Source organism: Algibacter agarivorans, from assembly GCF_039543245.1.
GTDB classification, from domain to species: domain Bacteria; phylum Bacteroidota; class Bacteroidia; order Flavobacteriales; family Flavobacteriaceae; genus Algibacter_G; species Algibacter_G agarivorans.
The window spans coordinates 76,864-95,590 of sequence record NZ_BAABJJ010000014.1 but is presented as its reverse complement, the minus strand read 5'-3'; the positions used below and the strand labels follow the sequence as shown (position 1 = coordinate 95,590).

Here is an 18,727-nt window from a genome sequence, read left to right as displayed (position 1 = left end):
TATGAGTAGTAATAAAAAACATCAGGCTAGAACGCGCGCTCAAGAAAGCTCGAATGCCATTGAGCGGATGTATATTACTATGCGCCATTTGTTCAATAGAGGGTTTTATAAACCTATGGGAGTTTCTGGCGAAACGTTGCGTCAGTCATTATTACTTTTACGACCAGAGATATATGGTTCTGTAGGCGAAGAAAAAGCAGAACTAGAGGGTTTGCTGTATGTTATAGATAGGCTTCCTATTGGTATTGAAGAATGTTCCTTTATTAATTTAACAAATGATGAAGGGTACTCCAATTCTCATTTCAAACCTATTATTCCAAAAAAGAGACGCCGAAATTGCTATAGGATTGATGCCGAACAAATGAATATTGAGATTACTAGAGGGCGCTCAGAAATCTATGATATTCTAACACACCTTACGTTTCTATTTATAGAATCCCATAAAATTGGTAATCGCGTTATAATAAACGACCAAGGGGAAACAACTCGAGATTGGATAAAGCTTGAAAAAGCGGTTTTATCAAAAAAGAAACTCAATCAAGAAGAAAGAGAAATTGCTATTACCCATATCGCTAATATTTTAGGAAGAACCTTTAATGAGTTAATGACCGTTTATAATAAGTTTGCTTCAGCTTCACAGCCAGAACGGTTGCTTCATATTGTATATTGGTTAGGAAAATTAGCGATTGAAGAACTTATACATGACAATAAACGAACCGTTACATTTAGCCCTGTTTTACGAGAACGTATTGGGCATCATATACACGGAGAAATATGGTCGGATGCTATAAAAGACGTGCTTTTTAAAAACGATTTACTAGAACGGCCTATTCATATAATTAGTGCTAATATGCATAGTGTTATGAATACACTTTTTGCGCCCAATGCATTAAAACCTAATACCTCTAAAAAGGATATTGTTGAAGTCTATGAATCTTTAAGCAAAAAAGAAAATGATGTGTTACGCAATAAAGTAACAAAAGAAGCGTTGCAAAATGGGATGATTTACATCGAGGACACATCTGGGACCAATATAGATGTTCAAATTTTTGATACGGCCAAAATGGATGTTTCTAAAATAGATATTAAAGTTGCTGAAACCCATTTAAAACAAAAAAAACCTGTAATATTGGTTATGGATTATGCTTTTGGTGAGCAGGCCTATGAAACGATTGATGAATTATTAAAGCCATACAACGTAAAGGGGAAGAAAATCCATTTGAATGTTGAGTCTTTGTCAATAATGGGTAAAGCAGGTATTTTAAAAGGCGGTAAAGGTGATATTATGATACCATCCGCACATATTTTTGAAGGAACAGCGGATAATTATCCTTTTGAAAACGAATTAAAAAGAGAAGATTTAGAAGGGAAAGGTGTTGCTGTTTATGAAGGTTCGATGATTACCGTTTTAGGAACCTCATTACAAAATAAAGATATTTTAAAGTTTTTTCACAATTCCACTTGGCAAGTTATAGGCTTGGAAATGGAAGGGGCGCATTATCAAAAAGCCATTCAAGCGGCATCAAAAGTTAGGGGAAGTATAAGTCAAAATGTAAAAGTAAGATACGCCTATTATGCTAGTGATAACCCATTAGAAACGGGGGCCACTTTAGCATCAGGAGGGTTAGGTACATCTGGCGTAAGACCAACGTATTTAATAACAAGAACAATATTAGAACAAATATTAAATTAAATAATACATTATAATTATGAGTAAAGATTTGCAACAACAACCTCAATCTGAAGAAGTGGATTTGGGTCAATTGTTTAAGCTAATAGGAAATATGTTTGATCGATTATTTCGGTTTGTTGGAAACATATTCAAGAGTATTTTATCGGTTATTATTTTTATAATTAGAGCTGTAATTAATAATTTCAAAATAATAGTTATTTCTATGGTGTTAGCTGGAGTTATCGGCTATGCTATAGAAAAAGCAAAGCAGCCTGTTTATACTTCTAGTATGCTTGTTAAACCCTATTTTGATTCTAAATTTCAGCTAGTTACAAACATAAATTATTATAATGCTTTAATTGCGGATAAAGATTTTAAACAATTAGGTAATCTTTTTAAGATAGAAGAGGATTTTGCTAATGAAATACTTGAATTTGAAATTACCCCTGGCCCTGAAACAGAGAATGATAGAATTTTAGAGTACGAAGAGTTTATTAAGCAAGTAGATAGTACAAGAGCTACAGAAATATATTTTGATGCGTTTATAGAAAATAGAAGTATATATTCAGGAAGTATATATGAAATTGGTGTAAAATCCTTTAAAAAAGATATTTTTAGATCTTTAGAGGAAGGTTTAAACTCCACCTTTACCAACACCTATTCTGTTAAGAAAATGGAAAAGAGAGATTCTTTGATAGCGATTGATAAAAATCGTATTATGAACTCTTTACAACAAGTGGATTCACTTAAAAATGTATATATAAAAGTATTGCAAGAGGAATCCAGTTCTAAAAACTCTGGAACCATTACATTAAAAGACGGCATGTCCCTGGTTCAGGAACGTGTAGATACTAAGGAATTTGAATTATTGGATAAGGAATTACAGTTAAGACAGCAATTATCTACATTAGAGTCTCAAAAAGTTGAAGAAGATGTGTTTTTTGACACATTATCTAGTTTTCAAGATGTGGGTTCTGAGTATAGTAGTCTTTGGACTAAATACGTTCTTATTTTTCCATTATTGGCTTTTGTAATACTTACTATGGTATTTTTAATGAAAAAACTAATACGATTTGTAAATAATTATGAAGACTAAAAACATTTTAGTAACAGGTGGCGCAGGTTTTATAGGATCACATGTGGTAAGACTCCTTGTAAAAAAATACCCAAATTATCATATCTTTAATTTAGACGCATTGACCTATGCTGGAAATCTAGAGAATTTAAAGGATATTGAACACAAGCCTAATTATACCTTTATTAAAGCGGATATAACAGATGAAGATGTCTTAGATACACTTTTTAATACACATAAGTTTGAAGGCGTCATTCATTTAGCAGCAGAATCTCATGTAGATCGATCTATTGAAGATCCTTTGGCGTTTGTTAAAACTAATGTTATGGGAACCATGAATCTTTTAAATGCTTTTAAGACCTGTTGGAAAGATGATTATAAAAACAAACGTTTTTATCATATAAGTACCGATGAGGTTTATGGATCATTAGGGCAAACAGGTTTATTTACTGAAACCACGGCTTATGCCCCAAATTCCCCTTACTCAGCATCTAAAGCAAGTTCTGATCATTTTGTAAGGGCTTACGGTGAAACCTATAACCTGCCTTATGTTATAACTAACTGTTCTAATAATTATGGCCAGAATCAATTTCCAGAAAAGTTGATTCCTTTATTTATAAACAATATTATCAATAACAAACCTTTACCTGTTTATGGTGACGGTAACTATACTAGAGATTGGTTGTATGTAAAAGATCATGCCGTAGCAATAGATTTAGTATATCACCAAGGAATTAATGGTGAAACTTACAATATAGGAGGTTTTAACGAGTGGAAAAATATAGACTTGGTTAGGTTATTATGCCAAAAAATGGATATTGAATTAGAAAGGCCAAAAGGATCATCAGAACAATTAATCACGTATGTAAAAGATCGACCAGGGCATGATTTAAGGTATGCTATTGATGCATCAAAGATAAAGCATGAATTAGGCTGGGAGCCCTCGGTAACATTTGAACAAGGTCTTGAAAAAACTATTAAATGGTACTTGAGTAACGACCATTGGTTAAATAGCGTTACCAGTGGGCAATACCAATCCTACTATAAAAAGCAATATAATTAGATTATAAAACTAATGAAAGGAATTATACTAGCAGGAGGGTCTGGTACAAGATTACACCCATTAACATTGTCAGTAAGTAAGCAACTGATGCCTATTTACGATAAACCAATGATTTACTATCCGCTTTCTACACTAATGTATGCTGGAATAAATGACATATTAATTATTTCTACACCTAAAGATTTACCTTTGTTTAAGGATTTACTTGGGGATGGAAAAAAATATGGTTGTAAGTTTGAATATGCAGTTCAGCAAGAGCCTAATGGACTGGCAGAAGCGTTTATTATAGGAGAAGAGTTTGTTGGGAATGATAAGGTCGCTTTAATCTTAGGTGATAATATATTTTATGGGACAGGGTTGGCAAAACTCTTGCAAGCTAATAACAACCCTGATGGCGGTATTATTTATGCGTATAGAGTACATGACCCAGAACGTTATGGAGTAGTAGAATTTGATAAAGAAGGAAAAGCCATTTCGATTGAAGAAAAACCGGAATATCCAAAATCGAATTATGCAGTGCCAGGAATATATTTCTATGACAATTCTGTTGTAGAAATAGCAAAAAATATAAAACCAAGTCATAGAGGAGAACTCGAGATTACTGATTTAAATAAAGTTTATTTAGACCAAGGAAAACTCAGCGTAAGCATATTGGATAGAGGAACCGCATGGTTAGATACAGGCACCTTTCAATCATTGATGCAGGCCTCTCAATTTGTTGAAGTTATTGAAGAAAGACAAGGTTTAAAAATAGGAGCAATTGAAGCTGCTGCTTTTGAAATGGGCTACATAAGTGAACGCCAATTCAAGGCCTTAGCAGAACCGCTGCTTAAAAGTGGATATGGGAAAAACTTATTAGGACTATTGAAAAAAAAATAATGACGATAAGAGAAACTAAATTAGAAGGGTGCTTTATTTTAGAGCCTAAAGTTTTTGAGGATAAAAGAGGATACTTTCTTGAAAGCTACAACCAAAATACTTTTAGTAAGTTAATAGGACGTAATATTAGTTTTGTTCAAGACAACGAGTCATATTCCTCGAAAGGCGTTTTGAGGGGCTTGCACTTTCAGAGAGGTAAACATACCCAGGCAAAATTGGTTAGAGTTATAAAAGGAAAGGTTTTAGATGTTGCCGTGGATGTTCGGCAGGAGTCCCCAACATATGGCCAACATGTATCTATTGAATTATCAGGAGAAAATAAAAAACAATTTTTTGTGCCAAGAGGATTTGCACATGGCTTTGTTGTATTGAGTGACACAGCTTTATTTTCATATAAATGTGATAATTTTTATAACAAAGCTTCCGAGGGAGGAATTATTTATACAGATTCTGATTTAGATGTTGATTGGCTTTTACCTACGACAGATCTTATAGTTTCTGAAAAAGATTTAATCCTGCCAACTTTTGAAAATATTTGTTTATGATTAATGTTTTAGTTACCGGAAGTAACGGTCAATTAGCTAGTTGTATAAAAGACATTGAAAATCAATATAGTGGGTTAAATTTTATTTATACAGATTATCTAGATCTTGACATTTGTGATTTAGATCAAGTAAGTTCTTTTTTTAAGTCTAATTTAGAATTTCATTATTGTATAAACTGTGCGGCATACACAGCTGTTGATAAGGCAGAAAAGGAAATTCAACAGGCTTATAGCATAAATGCTATTGGGGCTAAGAACTTAGCTAAATTATGTTCTGAAAATAACACAACATTAATACATATATCAACTGATTTTGTTTTTGACGGAAAATCTTTATTACCTTACACTGAAAAAGATTTAGAAACCCCCTTAAGCGTATATGGTAAGTCTAAGTTAAAAGGAGAAGAAGAAATAATTAGTACTTTTAATAATTACTTCATTTTAAGAACAGCTTGGTTATATTCTGAACACGGGAACAATTTTATGAAAACTATGTTACGCTTGGCTGAAACAAGAAACGAAATTAGTGTTGTAAGTGATCAGATAGGTACACCAACATATGCCAAAGATTTGGCAGAAGTAATATTAAAAATTATAGATTCTAATAATCAAAATTACGGATTGTTTCATTATAGTAATGAAGGGGTTGCCAGCTGGTTTGATTTTGCAAAAACTATATTTCAAATATTTAAAATCGAAATAAAAACTCACGCCATTAAAACGAGTGAGTATCCTACACCAGCAATAAGACCAGCATATAGCGTGTTAAATAAAGACAAAATAAAAACAACTTTAAAAATGGAAACATATAATTGGCAGGAAAGTTTAAAAAAGTGTATGTTTAACTACAAAAACCTTGTAAAATAGTATTGTATTTAACAGAAAATAAAATTTTAGATTAATTTAAAAAAATAAAATGAAAAGCACGTTTGACTTAAAAGGAAAATCTATTTTAATTACTGGAGGAACAGGTTCTCTTGGTAAAGCACTTACTAGCCATATTCTAACTAAATATCCAGAAGTCAAAAGATTGGTAATTTATTCTAGAGATGAGCAAAAGCAATTTCAAATGGCTCAAGAATATCCTTCTCAAAAGTATCCTCAAATACGTTATTTTATTGGCGATGTTAGAGATAGAGAAAGATTAGTAAGAGCGTTTCAAGGTGTAGATTATGTGATACACGCAGCGGCTATGAAACATGTTCATATCGCAGAATACAACCCAGATGAATGTATAAAAACTAATATAGGTGGAGCAGAAAATGTTGTTGACGCTTGTTTTAAAACTAAAGTAGAGCGTGTTGTTGCGCTTTCAACAGATAAGGCTTGTGCGCCAATAAATCTTTATGGAGCAACAAAATTAACATCAGACAAGTTATTTATTGCGGCAAATAACATTAAAGGAGAAAACCCAATAAGGTTTTCGGTTGTTAGATACGGAAACGTTATGGGCTCTAACGGCTCGGTAATTCCGTTTTTTATCAATAAAAAGAAAGAAGAAAACACGTTGCCTATCACTGATCCTAATATGACGCGTTTCAACATCTCGTTACAAGGTGGTGTAGATATGGTTATGCATGCTTTGGAACATGCTTGGGGAGGAGAGTTATTTGTTCCTAAAATCCCATCATACAAAATTATGGATGTAGCTGAAGCCATTGGGCCAAATTGTGAAAAACCAGTTGTTGGTATACGTCCAGGCGAAAAAGTACATGAGGAGATGATTACACCTTCAGATTCTTTTTATACTTACGATCTTGGGAAATATTATACCATACTTCCTGCAACTCACAAATGGAGTTTAGAGGATTTCGTTAAAATCTTTAATGCTAAAAAGGCACCATTAGGATTTAGTTATAACTCTGGAGACAATGATGAATGGGAAACCATTGAAAGTCTTAGGGATTTGATAAAAGAACATGTAGATTCTAATTTTATAGTTTAATGAAAGCCATACCTTACGGAAGACAAAATATAGACCAAGACGATATTGATGCGGTTGTAAAAACGCTTTCTGCTGATTTTTTAACGCAAGGACCAAAAGTTAAAGAATTCGAAGGTAAGTTTGCAGAATATGTTGGTGCAAAATATGCTGTAGCTGTAAACAATGCAACATCTGGCTTACATTTAGCTGTTTTAGCTTTAGGATTGAAAGAAGGTGAACGCGTAATTACTACACCAATTACATTTGCAGCATCAGCTAATTGTGTGAGATATGCTGGAGGCGAAGTTTGGTTTGCAGACATCGATCCAGATTCTTATGTTTTGTCTTTAGAAAGTACTAGGGAACTTATAGAAAGTAAGCCAAAAGGATTTTTCAAAGGTATCATCCCAGTTGATTTTGCCGGTCTTCCAGTAAATCTAGAAGCGTTTAGAACATTAGCAAACAAGTATGATTTATGGATTATTGAAGATGCTTGTCATGCACCAGGAGGCTATTTCACAGATTCTAAAGGCATAAAACAAATGTGCGGAAATGGTAATTATGCTGATATAGGTATATTTTCATTTCATCCAGTAAAACATATTGCTTGTGGCGAAGGCGGAATGATAACCACAAATTCAGAAACGCTTCATAAAAAACTGTCTTTGTTAAGAACACACGGAATTACTAAAGAAAACATGGCAGAAAACCATGGTGGTTGGTTTTATGAAATGCAGGAGTTAGGTTTTAACTACAGGCTAACAGATATTCAATCAGCTTTAGGAATAACACAGCTTGCAAAAAATAATACTGGTGTAGCAAGAAGAAATGAGATAGCAAATGCCTATAAAGAAGCTTTTAATGGTAAAATTAAATTTCAAAGCTTACAAGAAAACGCCGTAAATGCACATCATTTATTTGTAATTGAAGTTGAAGACCGAAAGGGGCTTTACGATTTTTTAAGAACACATAATATTTTTGCTCAAATACATTATATTCCTGTACACACCTTGCCTTACTATAAAGGAATAGGTTATGGAAGCGCAGATTTAAGCAACTCAGAAAACTATTACTCCAAATGTATCAGTTTACCAATGTACCCAACGCTAACAAATGAAGAACAGGCATTTGTTATAGAAAAAACGCTATTTTATATCAATGGCTAATTTAGCAATTATACCTGCAAGAGGAGGAAGTAAACGTATACCTAGAAAGAATATCAAGCTTTTTTTAGGGAAACCCATTATTGCCTATTCTATTGAAGCTGCTTTAAAAAGTAATTTGTTTGATGAGGTTATGGTGTCTACTGATGATGAAGAAATAGCAAAAATAGCATTCGAATATGGAGCTAAAGTGCCTTTTTTAAGAAGTAACGATAATGCCAATGATTTTGCCGTTTTAGCAGATGTAGTTGAAGAAGTCGTTGCAAATTACAAAAAACAAAACAACACTTTTAATAATATTTGTTGCATACTGCCAACAGCACCTTTTGTTACTTCAAATAAAATCACTGAAGCTTATAAAAAACTTATAGAGGGCAATTTAGATAGTGTTTTTCCAGTTTTAGAATTCTCGTTTCCAATTCAACGCTCGTTAAAAATAGAAAACAATAAGGTTACCATGGTTTGGAGCGAACACTTGAATTCACGTTCACAAGATTTAGAACCAAGATATCATGATTCTGGTCAGTTTTATTGGCTAAAATCTAATTCGTTTAATAAAGATAAAAAACTATTTACAAGCAATTCTGGAGCTTTAATTATATCAGAGTTACACGCACAAGATATTGATACAGAAACCGACTGGAAACTAGCCGAAATTAAATATAAACTCATCCTCAATGACCAAGAAAATAATCTTTAGAGCAGATGGAAATGCCACAACAGGATTAGGTCATTTATATAGATTATTTAGTCTTGTAGAAGTTGTTAAAGATACTTTAGAGTTTGTTTTTTTAACTCACGAAACTTCAACATTATTGGTTATTCCTGATACGTATACAAAAAATATTATCCCAGAATCAATTAATATTGAAGACGAACCAGAATGGTTGGCTTCAACTTTTTCTTCTAAAGAGTATATAATTATTGCAGACGGCTATCAATTTATAGCATCCTATCAAAAGCAAATAAAAGAAAAAGGCTTTAAGTTAATATACATTGATGATTTGGCAAAAGAGCATATGTATGCAGATGTGGTTGTAAACCACTCACCTTATATATTAGAAACCCATTATAATAAAGAACCACATACTAACTTTGCATTAGGAACACAATACGCATTATTAAGACCCCTTTTTTTAAAAGAAGCTAAGCGGAATAAAACTATTAAAACAATTGATAGTGCATTTGTGTGTTTTGGTGGTGCAGACCCTTTTAATTTGACTTTGAAGGCGGTTAAGGGATTATTGCAAATTCCAAATTTTAAAAGTATACATATTGTTTTAGGTGGGGCATATAAGCACAAAGGGATTTTTAATTTAGAAAAAAAACAGTCAGATAAAATAAAAACATATCTAAATCTTTCTGAAGAGCAACTAATAAAAACTATGCAGAAATGCAACTTTGCTATTGCACCAGCCAGCACTATTTTATATGAGCTTTCGTGTGTTAAAATGCCTGTTTTTAGCGGTTTTTATGTTGATAATCAAGAATTGATTTATAAAGGATTTCTAAATAATGAAGCTATTTATAAAGGCGGAAACATGAAAGATTATCAGGTTTCCGATTTTATAAATAAAATAGAAGTTATTTTTAAAGAACATAAATTTAATCATTTAATTAAAGCACAAAAAGCATTGTTTGACGATAAAATAGCCTCACGACATTTAAATTTAATTAAAGAATTATGCTTACAATAGGAGTCCTTTGTAGTGGCGGATTAGGATTAGATACGCTTTTAAAAATTGCAAACGAGCATACCATACAGTTTATTTTAACCGATAGAAATTCCACTGGAATTATAGATTTTGCAACAAAAAACAATATACCGTTTTACGCTGGTAATCCAAGAAAAGGCAAGGGTTATGATTTTATTAAAAGCTTTAGTGTAGATGTTATAGCATCCATTAACTACTTGTTTTTAATTGAAGAAGATATAATTAACCATGCTAATGAGTTAATTTTCAATATTCATGGGTCATTGCTGCCAAAGTACAGAGGTAGAACGCCGCATGTATGGGCTATTATAAATGGAGAAAATAAGGCGGGAATAACAGCACATATTATTGATTCAGGTTGCGATACAGGTAAAATAATACACCAAATAGAAATCGCTATTGATGCAGAAGATACTGGAGCAATAATACTTGAAAAATATGCAAGAGCTTATTATCCATTGGTTAAAAAGGTATTAGATAATGTGGCTAACAACCAATTGAATTTAACAATTCAAAACGAAGAAGACGCTACGTATTTTGGAAAGCGGACACCGGTAGATGGAGAAATTAACTGGGATTGGACAAAAGAAGTAATAAGAAATTGGGTGCGAGCGCAAGCAAATCCATACCCAGGAGCTTTTACATTTTATAACAATCAAAAAATCATTATTGATAAAGTATCATTTTCTAAAGATAAAACTTTGAAGAATCAAGTTAATGGTGAGATTGTTAAAACAGAGCCAGAAGTGATAGTTAAGACAGTAAACGGTACTATAAGCTTAGATGTAATAAGAACAGAAAATTGTACTTTTGCTCGAGGAAATAAATTTGACAATGAAAATAGGAAATAGGTTTATTGGAGGAAATAATCCATGCTTTATAATAGCTGAATTATCTGCAAATCATAATGGCGATTTAAATGTTGCTATAGAAACCATTAGAGCAGCAAAAAAAACGGGAGCAGATGCCATTAAACTTCAAACCTACACTCCAGACACTTTAACCATAGATTGCGATAATAAACATTTTAAAATTGATGGTGGTACATTATGGGATGGTAAAACATTGTATGAACTATATGGGGAAGCTTATACCCCTTGGGAGTGGCATAAAAATCTTTTTGAAGTTGCGGAAGAAGAAGGCTTAATTTGTTTTTCATCACCTTTTGATTTTACAGCGGTAGATTTTCTTGAAGAATTAAACGTGCCAGCATATAAAATTGCTTCTTTTGAAATTCAAGACATTCCTTTAATTGAATATGCAGCATCAAAGGGAAAACCTATTATTATGTCTACAGGAATTGCTGAAGAAGCGGATATTCAACTAGCAGTTGATACTTGTAGAAAAGCAGGTAACAACGATATTATTTTACTAAAATGCACATCATCTTATCCAGCACCTTTAGAGTTGGCAAATTTGAATACCATTCCGGACTTAAAACAACGTTTTGGAGTTGAGGTTGGGTTTAGTGATCATACTTATGGTTCGTTAGCACCAACAGTAGCAACTACTTTAGGTGCAACCGTAATAGAAAAACACTTTATTTTAGATAAATCTATTGGTGGGCCAGACGCAGATTTTTCGTTAGATGTTGATGAGTTTACAGAATTAGTAAATAAGGTTAGAGATACCGAAAAACTATTAGGCAAAGTGTCTTATGAAATTTCTGAAAAAGTAAAAAATAATAGAAAATTTGCAAGATCTCTTTTTGTTGTGGAAAACGTTAAAGATGGAGACACAATTACCAAAGAAAACATAAGATCTATTAGACCAGGTTATGGGTTACATCCAAAATATTATCATGAAATATTAGGAAAATCTTTTATAAAAGATATTGAAAAAGGAACACCTTTAGAATTACAACATTTTAATATTTAACTAATTAGCCTGTAGTTTTTTGAAGCGAATTGTAGATATATTAAAAACAAACAAAAGCCTTTTTAGCTACATGGCTTTGAGTTATTTTGATAAAGCTATTATTTTTCTACTACCCTTAATAGTACTCCAATTATTTAAAGACCAAACGGTATATTTATCAATAGAATACATTTTTTCTATTACTGTAGTAATTATTCCTCTTATTGATTTTGGGCTTTCGGGTTACTTCTTTTATGTTTACAGAAATATCAGTAATAAAGAGGAAACTGTTAAAAACTTTGTCAATGTTTTTCAACGAGTATATGTAATATTGAGTGTTCTTGGTGGAGTAATTATTTTAATTCATTATACTGCATTTGAGTTTGAAAAATTCATTTTATTTATAGTTTGTAGAGTATTATTTGTTTTAGCAACTGTTTTCTTATCGTCATATTTTAGGCTTACCAACAGACCGGAAAAAGCTGTATATGTTACAATTTTATCTAATGCAACGTCTTTGTTGTTTTTGTTAGCCTATTTTTTATTCGATATTGAGTTTTCCTTATGGGTAATATTTATTGGACAAATCATTTTTTCAATATTTTATTTATTTAGATCCATTTCAAACATATTATTTGATAAAGAAGGTTTTAATACACAGCAAATTAAGAGATTAATTAAAAGCACTTTACTCTTTTCTTGGCCTACCATAATTCAGGTATTTATTATGATGTATATTGTTAATTATGGGAAAATGAATGTTTTAACTAAAATGACTACAGAAGATGGTGTTTTGTTATCATTAGTTCAGCGATTTTCAATGGTGATTTTCTTGACGCATTCATCGCTTTGGGCTTTTATAATTAAAGATATTTACGTAGAAAAAAATTTATTTTTGATAAAACGAAGAGTGTTTTACAAGTATTTGACATTCTTAACATTTGCTTTAGTAATGATTTTGATGGTAACTGGAGCATATATTGTATATAATTACACTTCTTTTCAAAGAGTATCTTGTATTTCCGTACTCATTATAGGTCAAACCTTTTTTGCGTGTATTTATGCCTATTTAGAAATGTATTACGGTAGGGAGAACAAGAATATTATTAAGTTGTACTTAGCCATATTTAGTGGGTCGATTTTTATAGCAATTATTACACTTGTAAAAATAGATTTCTTAGAAAGGATTTCAATTGCTATGTTTGTTAGTACATTTGCTTCATTATTATTAAGCGTCTTTGTTTTATATAAAAGAAATTATAAAATTGCTTAAAACCTTAATTAAAAGTATGAAAAACATATGTTTTATCGCTAACTATTACAAAACAGATGTTTTTGTTGAAATTGCCAATGTTTTAAAGGAACATCTTATCACTTCGTACTGGATTATTCCAAATAAAAAACAGTACATTCAATTAAAAAGAATATTTCCAGAAAATCAATTACTATATATTGGGAAGCTAAAAGTATTGTCTGTTGCAAACCTAGCAGAACTAAATGTTGATTTAAAAATCAATGAGTTAATTTATGGAGATAGAGTTTTGAAATATGAATCAAGTAAATGGACTTATAGGTATCTTAATAGTTTAAGTAAATTATATTACGATTTTATAGCGAAAAATGATATAAATTATATTTTTGGTGAAGTCACTTGGGCTCATGAGCTCATGGCGCATCGGTTAACTGTTCAGGCAGGAAATCTTAAATGCCAGTTTTTAAATCCACACACCATACGTATTCCAAATGGCAAATTTGCATTTTTTACTGATGAGTTTCAATCAGTAATTAAAGAGGTTTCAAAAACTTCAATATCAAAAACTGATACTATAAAAATAGAAAAGCCATCATATCTTGCTATAAATGATAAACTGATAGCTAAAAAAGGAACATTAAAACATAATTTGAAATTAATTAAAAATTTTGTGCTAAGAACCAATCAAGATAAAAATGATCCAACGCTATATAAAAACCCATTAACGCAATTCAAAATAAAAACAGCCGAGATTTATAATAGGTTTTTATTTAAAAACTTTGTTTCAGAAACCAATGTAGAAGCTTTAGCCGAGAATAAGAAAAAGGTTCTTTTCACACTTCATAAACAACCAGAAGCCTCTATTGATGTTATAGGTAGATATTATGAAAACCAATTAGAACTAATTACAAATATATGGCGAATATTACCAGAAGATTATATCTTATTAGTTAAAGAACACTCTAACGCTATTGGAGATAGAAATTTAAAATTTTATAAAACAGTAAAAAAATTGCGTAACACGTATCTTATTGATAATAAGGCGGACTCACATAGATTATTAGATAGATGTGATGTTTTTTTTACCGTATCAGGAACTATTGCTTATGAAGCTGCCTTAAAAGGCAAACAAGCGTTTACATTTGCGCCTGCTTTTTTTAATAAAATGAGTACTTGTAATGAGGTGTCCTGGAATGGTTTTAAAAACCAGACTTTAAATGATTTGATAAGTAATCAACAAAATTGTTTAAATACAAATGAGTTTTCTAGTTGGTTGTTGGATAATTCTTTTGACGGTATTATGTCGGATGCTTTTGGAGACCCAAGGTGTATGGGAAAGGATAATATTTTAAAACTTTCAAAAGGATTTTTAAAAGTGATTATAAAATGATTTTAAAAAAACAAAAGATTATTGAATATTCAATAATACTATTTATTTCATTTTTAGCGTTTACCAATGTATTTGCTTTCAAGACTTCCAGTTTTTCGATATCACTTTATGTGTTTTTTGGTCCTTTTTTTATTTTACTATTCTCCTTTTTAAAATTTAAAATCCCATCACTAAATAATTCGATTCCTTTTGTAATCTTATTATATATTCTTTTTAGTTCCTTATTAAACTTAAAAGATGTAAGAATTACTTCAATCATTTATTCCTTTTTATTTATTGCGTACTATATTTATTTAATACATGCTTCAAAGAAAAATTTAGCGGAAGAAAAATTTATCTGGCTACTTAAATTTATTATAATTTCTTTTTTTATTGTATTAATATTATCACAGTTCATCGTGCTTTTTAATTTAGAAGAGTTAAAAGGCCTTGAAGGGTATTTTCAAAGTTCAGGCCAATTGGGGATTCTTTTTGATATTAGAACCCATATTTTTAGGTACCATTCGTTATCATCAGAACCGTCATATGCGGCAATTATTGTTTTTGTGTGTTTTGCTGTTTTAAATGATCTTGTTAAAATAAAAAAAAGCCTTATTTGGTATGGAATAATTGTGCTGTATATGTTGTTAAGTTTTAAATCATCTATGGGCTTTTTAATTTTAGGGGTATGGTTTATTAGTCAAATCACATTCTCAAAAAAGTATTTTATAATACTAGGCGTTATAATTTTCACAGGAATCTTATTGTTTTTCTTTACAAGCATTGGAGGTAAAAGTATTGACAGGCTTCGTGAAATTGTATTTCTTTTATTTTCATTTAAAGGAAGTTTCATGGAGAATCTAAACTTAATAGATTCAAGTGCTCATGCTAGAATTGGTCCAATGATATATTATCTGCAGAACATGGATTTTTTATATTACAAAACATACTTTGGGTATGGAGCAGGAATGTCAACACCGTATTTTTCAACATATATATATCCAGAGGCATGGAATACTGATATGATTATTAATACGGGTTTTATACCAGCATTTTTATACGATTTCGGTATTATTGGAGTCTCATTAGTTTTTCGTTTTATTTGGTTGTTAGTAAAATTCAGGAATGCATTTTTTAAAATAATATTCATTATTATTTTATTAAATTCAAATTTTAATACACAACTTTTTTGGTTTACAATTACAATTATTGCGCTGAGTAGTTATTATCTTAATAAAGGAGACTCTGGCTTAGCTTTAGAAAAAATAGATTAACAGTTGATTTCATTGTAACGGAAGGAAAAGGCTTTGTATAAAAATTAATTTTTTAACCTTATATTAGTTTGAATAAAAAGATACTTGTTGACATGCATGTTTTTGATGGGAAACATCAAGGGACAAGAACATATTTAAAAGGAATATATAGTTCGCTTATTCAAAAGGCAGAAAACCATCATTTTTTTTTAGTTGCGATGAATATAGACAACTTGAAAAATGAATTTGGAGTGCATGATAATGTTAGTTACGTTCAATTAAAATATCATAACAAATTTTATCGTCTTCTTATTGAATTACCTTTTTTAATCAGAAAACATAATATTGATTATGCGCACTTTCAGTATGTATCTCCTTTATTTAAATATTGCAAATATATTATTACCACACACGATATTCTTTTTGAGCAGAAAGAATTTAAAGCTTTTTTTCCAATAAAGTATAGAGTAATTAACGGATTGTTTTTTAGGTACTCAGCAAAAAAGGCAGATGTTTTACTTACAGTTTCGGAATATTCTAGAAAAAAGATTTCTCAAATTTACAATATTCCTATTGACACTATTCATGTTACACCAAATGCTGTAGAAAATGGGTTTAGCAAATTAGATGCTTCAGTGGCATACCCTGAGACGGCGAAGATAATATTATATGTTTCGAGAGTTGAACCCCGAAAGAATCATCTTATTTTGATTAGAGCCTTTCTGGAGCTCGAATTACACAAAAAAGGGTATAAATTAGTTTTAATTGGTTCTCACGATTTCCCAGGAAAGGAACTACAGGAATTTATTGATAATAATACAGAAAGGCTTAGGCGGTCGATAATTTGGAAAAAAGATATTTCATTTGAAAGTATTAAACATTATTATGCTAATTGTGATTTGTTTGTTTTTCCGTCATTTGCAGAAGGGTTTGGCATCCCGGTTATAGAGGCCATGACATTCAATCGTAGAATTGTTATATCGAACCATACAGCAATGAAAGATTTTAATTTACCGTTAGAGTTCACATTTAACCCCTTTGATTTGGAGGATTTGAAAGTAAAAATCGAACAAGCTTTACTTAATAAAATTAGTAATCAAGAATTGGTTTATCAAGATATTATATCCAAATATAAGTGGGATAAAAGTGCTAACATAATATTGAATTTAATTTCTTAAAATAATGGATAATAAAGCAAAAAAGAGATTAATATATTTTTTGTTGTTTAGCTTGTTAATTTATAGTGGCATATATTTATGGACTAACTATCAATTGGTAAACGTTGCAGTTAGCGGTATTAAGGTTGAATTAAATAAAAATGCTTTAGATAAGGGCATTCCCTTGCTTTATACAAATAGAAATAAAGAGGCTACTATTGATCTTCAAAAACCCTATAGATTTAAAAAAATAAATGATTCTGTGATTATTCTTGATAATCTAGAAGATCTTGATATTTCGAAATTTAGAGTTTATTTTGAATATCCCGGAACCAATTATATGTTTCGGAAATTAACGGTTTTCAGTAAAAACCTATCTAATGAAATAAGCTTAGATGATATTAAAGAACACGAAGGTGTTAAAAAGCAAGATGATTTGTTTTTTGATGTTAAAATGCATAATTCATTTTTAGAATACCCCTTTGTTTTAATAGATAAAATCCCGTATTTAAAAATAACTTTTGGGATATTGTTCGTAGGGCTGTTGTTGTATTTCTTTTTGTTGAAAACATCTGTTTTTGATTTGTTGCTTACTTTAAAGAAAGAAGATATACTTTTTGCTATGTTTTTATTGTCTATTTTTTCATTCGCTCCCCTATATAATATCGCTCTAATTTTAGGAGTTCCCTTCTATATAAAATATTTTGATTGGAAGCTATTTAAAGAAAATAAACTTAATATTCTGTTTATTCTTTTCTTTATTGTTTATTTAATAAATAACATTTGTATAAGCAATAGTGTGGCTAACGAGTTTTCTACAATTGAAAGATTTGTACCGTTTATATTCATACCTATTTTAATGGCTTCAATTAAGTTTAGTAATGCACTTTACTATTTAATGTTGTCTGCGTTAGCTATAGGGATTGTATTGTTTACATCGTCTTTATTGGATTTTATTATTTTAGAAAGGCATGAATATTTTTCTTTTAAACAGTTTTCAAAGTACTATCATCCCGTATATTTATCATATTTGTTTTTCTTGGTTATTTGTTTTTTACAACAGTATTATCATCATAGAGAAAAATATATCTTACAAGGAGTTTTTCTGCTTTTTTTAATATTTTTAGGGTCGAAGCTTGTCTTGCTAGTTGCTGTGCCATTATATCTTTTATTTCATTTAAATGTTAAGAGAAAATCAGTAATTTTTGTGGTATTATGTGTAATGCTCTTACCCTCTGTATTGTTATTTAAACCACTGCAAAAAAGGTTTAATGATATTTTAAATTTTAATGATTTAAGTTTATTAAAGGAAACTAAAATTCATGATTCTAATGATTCTAGAGTTAATGGATTAACACTAAGACTTATCTTGTGGAAAGAAGCAATTGCAACGCTGAATGGTTTTGATGAATTTGCTTTTGGAAATGGCGTTTCAAGATTAAGAGCAGAAGACTTAAGAGCTCGGTTGACAAGTCTAGGCTTGATCCATCACAAAGGGTTAAACCCTCACAATCAGTATGTTGATACGTTTTGGAGAACAGGTTTTATTGGTTTTATTGTCCTAATATTGATATTTGCACAGTCGATAATAATGGGGGTAAAATCTAAAAACAAAATATTGTTAATTTTCACTTTATTTTTAATGTTTAGTTTTATTACTGAATCCGTATTTGGAAGGGTTAGAGGCGTGTATTTTATTACTGTTTCGTTATTGATTTTAACGAATACTAATTTTAATTATAAATTGAAAGCAATTAAAAACAAGGAAACGATTATACCTTGAGAATTTTGATTTCTAAATAGA

General features: G+C 30.7%; 18 protein-coding genes. 17 read left to right on the top strand and 1 reads right to left on the bottom strand.

The window, feature by feature from the left end:
* Position 1: 1 nt before the first annotated feature.
* The 14 genes from ABD935_RS06945 to ABD935_RS06880 are packed head-to-tail and all read left to right on the top strand — an operon-like array spanning position 2 to position 14,534.
* Positions 2–1,693: a DUF6909 family protein gene (locus ABD935_RS06945; protein WP_345191018.1), complete on the top strand. Its 1,692-nt coding sequence runs from the start codon at positions 2–4 to the stop codon at positions 1,691–1,693.
* A gap of 16 nt (positions 1,694–1,709) precedes the next feature.
* Positions 1,710–2,768 carry a YveK family protein gene (locus ABD935_RS06940; RefSeq protein ID WP_345191017.1) on the top strand — a complete coding sequence of 353 codons (1,059 nt, stop codon included), beginning with the start codon at positions 1,710–1,712 and terminating at the stop codon, positions 2,766–2,768.
* Complete coding sequence (gene rfbB, locus ABD935_RS06935; protein WP_345191016.1) at positions 2,758–3,810, top strand: dTDP-glucose 4,6-dehydratase; 1,053 nt, start codon at positions 2,758–2,760, stop codon at positions 3,808–3,810. The genes ABD935_RS06940 and rfbB overlap by 11 nt, the downstream gene beginning before the upstream one ends.
* A gap of 12 nt (positions 3,811–3,822) precedes the next feature.
* Positions 3,823–4,689, top strand: coding sequence for a glucose-1-phosphate thymidylyltransferase RfbA (gene rfbA, locus ABD935_RS06930; RefSeq protein WP_345191015.1), 867 nt, complete (start codon positions 3,823–3,825; stop codon positions 4,687–4,689).
* On the top strand, positions 4,689–5,234 hold the full coding sequence (gene rfbC / locus ABD935_RS06925; protein WP_345191014.1) for a dTDP-4-dehydrorhamnose 3,5-epimerase: 546 nt from the start codon (positions 4,689–4,691) through the stop codon (positions 5,232–5,234). The genes rfbA and rfbC overlap by 1 nt, the downstream gene beginning before the upstream one ends.
* Positions 5,231–6,100 carry a dTDP-4-dehydrorhamnose reductase gene (rfbD, locus tag ABD935_RS06920; RefSeq protein ID WP_345191013.1) on the top strand — a complete coding sequence of 290 codons (870 nt, stop codon included), beginning with the start codon at positions 5,231–5,233 and terminating at the stop codon, positions 6,098–6,100. Before rfbC ends, rfbD begins: the two co-directional genes overlap by 4 nt.
* 49 nt (positions 6,101–6,149) lie before the next feature.
* Complete coding sequence (gene pseB, locus ABD935_RS06915; RefSeq protein ID WP_345191010.1) at positions 6,150–7,178, top strand: UDP-N-acetylglucosamine 4,6-dehydratase (inverting); 1,029 nt, start codon at positions 6,150–6,152, stop codon at positions 7,176–7,178.
* Entirely contained in the window at positions 7,178–8,323 is a 1,146-nt protein-coding gene (pseC, locus tag ABD935_RS06910; protein WP_345191009.1) for a UDP-4-amino-4,6-dideoxy-N-acetyl-beta-L-altrosamine transaminase, read from the top strand. The genes pseB and pseC overlap by 1 nt, the downstream gene beginning before the upstream one ends.
* Positions 8,316–9,020 carry a pseudaminic acid cytidylyltransferase gene (pseF, locus tag ABD935_RS06905; protein WP_345191008.1) on the top strand — a complete coding sequence of 235 codons (705 nt, stop codon included), beginning with the start codon at positions 8,316–8,318 and terminating at the stop codon, positions 9,018–9,020. Before pseC ends, pseF begins: the two co-directional genes overlap by 8 nt.
* Positions 8,998–10,017, top strand: coding sequence for a UDP-2,4-diacetamido-2,4,6-trideoxy-beta-L-altropyranose hydrolase (gene pseG / locus ABD935_RS06900; protein ID WP_345191007.1), 1,020 nt, complete (start codon positions 8,998–9,000; stop codon positions 10,015–10,017). Before pseF ends, pseG begins: the two co-directional genes overlap by 23 nt.
* Positions 10,005–10,886 (top strand): methionyl-tRNA formyltransferase, encoded by an 882-nt coding sequence (locus ABD935_RS06895; protein ID WP_345191006.1) that lies wholly within the window; start codon positions 10,005–10,007, stop codon positions 10,884–10,886. Before pseG ends, ABD935_RS06895 begins: the two co-directional genes overlap by 13 nt.
* A complete protein-coding gene (pseI, locus tag ABD935_RS06890; RefSeq protein ID WP_345191005.1) occupies positions 10,870–11,913 on the top strand; it encodes a pseudaminic acid synthase in 1,044 nt (347 codons plus the stop codon). Before ABD935_RS06895 ends, pseI begins: the two co-directional genes overlap by 17 nt.
* Positions 11,914–11,932: 19 nt before the next feature.
* Positions 11,933–13,165, top strand: coding sequence for a hypothetical protein (locus ABD935_RS06885; protein ID WP_345191003.1), 1,233 nt, complete (start codon positions 11,933–11,935; stop codon positions 13,163–13,165).
* Positions 13,166–13,181: 16 nt separating this feature from the next.
* Positions 13,182–14,534, top strand: a complete 1,353-nt coding sequence (locus ABD935_RS06880; protein WP_345191002.1) for a hypothetical protein — start codon at positions 13,182–13,184, stop codon at positions 14,532–14,534.
* Positions 14,535–14,640: 106 nt separating this feature from the next.
* On the opposite strand, the gene ABD935_RS06875 is transcribed toward ABD935_RS06880, so the two are convergent.
* Positions 14,641–14,793 (bottom strand): hypothetical protein, encoded by a 153-nt coding sequence (locus tag ABD935_RS06875; RefSeq protein ID WP_345191000.1) that lies wholly within the window; start codon positions 14,791–14,793, stop codon positions 14,641–14,643.
* Between the two features lie 139 nt (positions 14,794–14,932).
* Between ABD935_RS06875 and ABD935_RS06870 the strand changes: the two genes are divergently transcribed.
* The 3 genes from ABD935_RS06870 (at position 14,933) to ABD935_RS06860 (ending at position 18,706) form a co-directional block, all read left to right on the top strand.
* Positions 14,933–15,787: a hypothetical protein gene (locus ABD935_RS06870; RefSeq protein WP_345190999.1), complete on the top strand. Its 855-nt coding sequence runs from the start codon at positions 14,933–14,935 to the stop codon at positions 15,785–15,787.
* A 68-nt stretch (positions 15,788–15,855) separates the two neighbouring features.
* The gene (locus tag ABD935_RS06865; protein ID WP_345190998.1) at positions 15,856–16,944 is read left to right on the top strand and encodes a glycosyltransferase family 4 protein; all 1,089 of its coding nucleotides are present in this window, start codon (positions 15,856–15,858) and stop codon (positions 16,942–16,944) included.
* 4 nt (positions 16,945–16,948) lie between these two features.
* Complete coding sequence (locus ABD935_RS06860) at positions 16,949–18,706, top strand: O-antigen ligase family protein (protein ID WP_345190996.1); 1,758 nt, start codon at positions 16,949–16,951, stop codon at positions 18,704–18,706.
* The last annotated feature ends 21 nt before the right edge of the window (positions 18,707–18,727 follow it).

Bases quoted from the DNA above. Each gene is read 5' to 3' on its own strand.
- ABD935_RS06880 (WP_345191002.1), top strand. From the start codon at position 13,182: ATGAAAAACATATGTTTTATCGCTAACTATTACAAAACAGATGTTTTT.
- ABD935_RS06940 (WP_345191017.1), top strand. From the start codon at position 1,710: ATGAGTAAAGATTTGCAACAACAACCTCAATCTGAAGAAGTGGATTTG.
- ABD935_RS06860 (WP_345190996.1), top strand. From the start codon at position 16,949: ATGGATAATAAAGCAAAAAAGAGATTAATATATTTTTTGTTGTTTAGC.
- rfbA (WP_345191015.1), top strand. From the start codon at position 3,823: ATGAAAGGAATTATACTAGCAGGAGGGTCTGGTACAAGATTACACCCA.
- pseC (WP_345191009.1), top strand. From the start codon at position 7,178: ATGAAAGCCATACCTTACGGAAGACAAAATATAGACCAAGACGATATT.
- rfbD (WP_345191013.1), top strand. From the start codon at position 5,231: ATGATTAATGTTTTAGTTACCGGAAGTAACGGTCAATTAGCTAGTTGT.
- pseI (WP_345191005.1), top strand. From the start codon at position 10,870: ATGAAAATAGGAAATAGGTTTATTGGAGGAAATAATCCATGCTTTATA.
- ABD935_RS06875 (WP_345191000.1), bottom strand. From the start codon at position 14,793: ATGATTGAAGTAATTCTTACATCTTTTAAGTTTAATAAGGAACTAAAA.
- pseG (WP_345191007.1), top strand. From the start codon at position 8,998: ATGACCAAGAAAATAATCTTTAGAGCAGATGGAAATGCCACAACAGGA.
- ABD935_RS06895 (WP_345191006.1), top strand. From the start codon at position 10,005: ATGCTTACAATAGGAGTCCTTTGTAGTGGCGGATTAGGATTAGATACG.
- pseF (WP_345191008.1), top strand. From the start codon at position 8,316: ATGGCTAATTTAGCAATTATACCTGCAAGAGGAGGAAGTAAACGTATA.
- rfbC (WP_345191014.1), top strand. From the start codon at position 4,689: ATGACGATAAGAGAAACTAAATTAGAAGGGTGCTTTATTTTAGAGCCT.
- rfbB (WP_345191016.1), top strand. From the start codon at position 2,758: ATGAAGACTAAAAACATTTTAGTAACAGGTGGCGCAGGTTTTATAGGA.
- ABD935_RS06945 (WP_345191018.1), top strand. From the start codon at position 2: ATGAGTAGTAATAAAAAACATCAGGCTAGAACGCGCGCTCAAGAAAGC.
- pseB (WP_345191010.1), top strand. From the start codon at position 6,150: ATGAAAAGCACGTTTGACTTAAAAGGAAAATCTATTTTAATTACTGGA.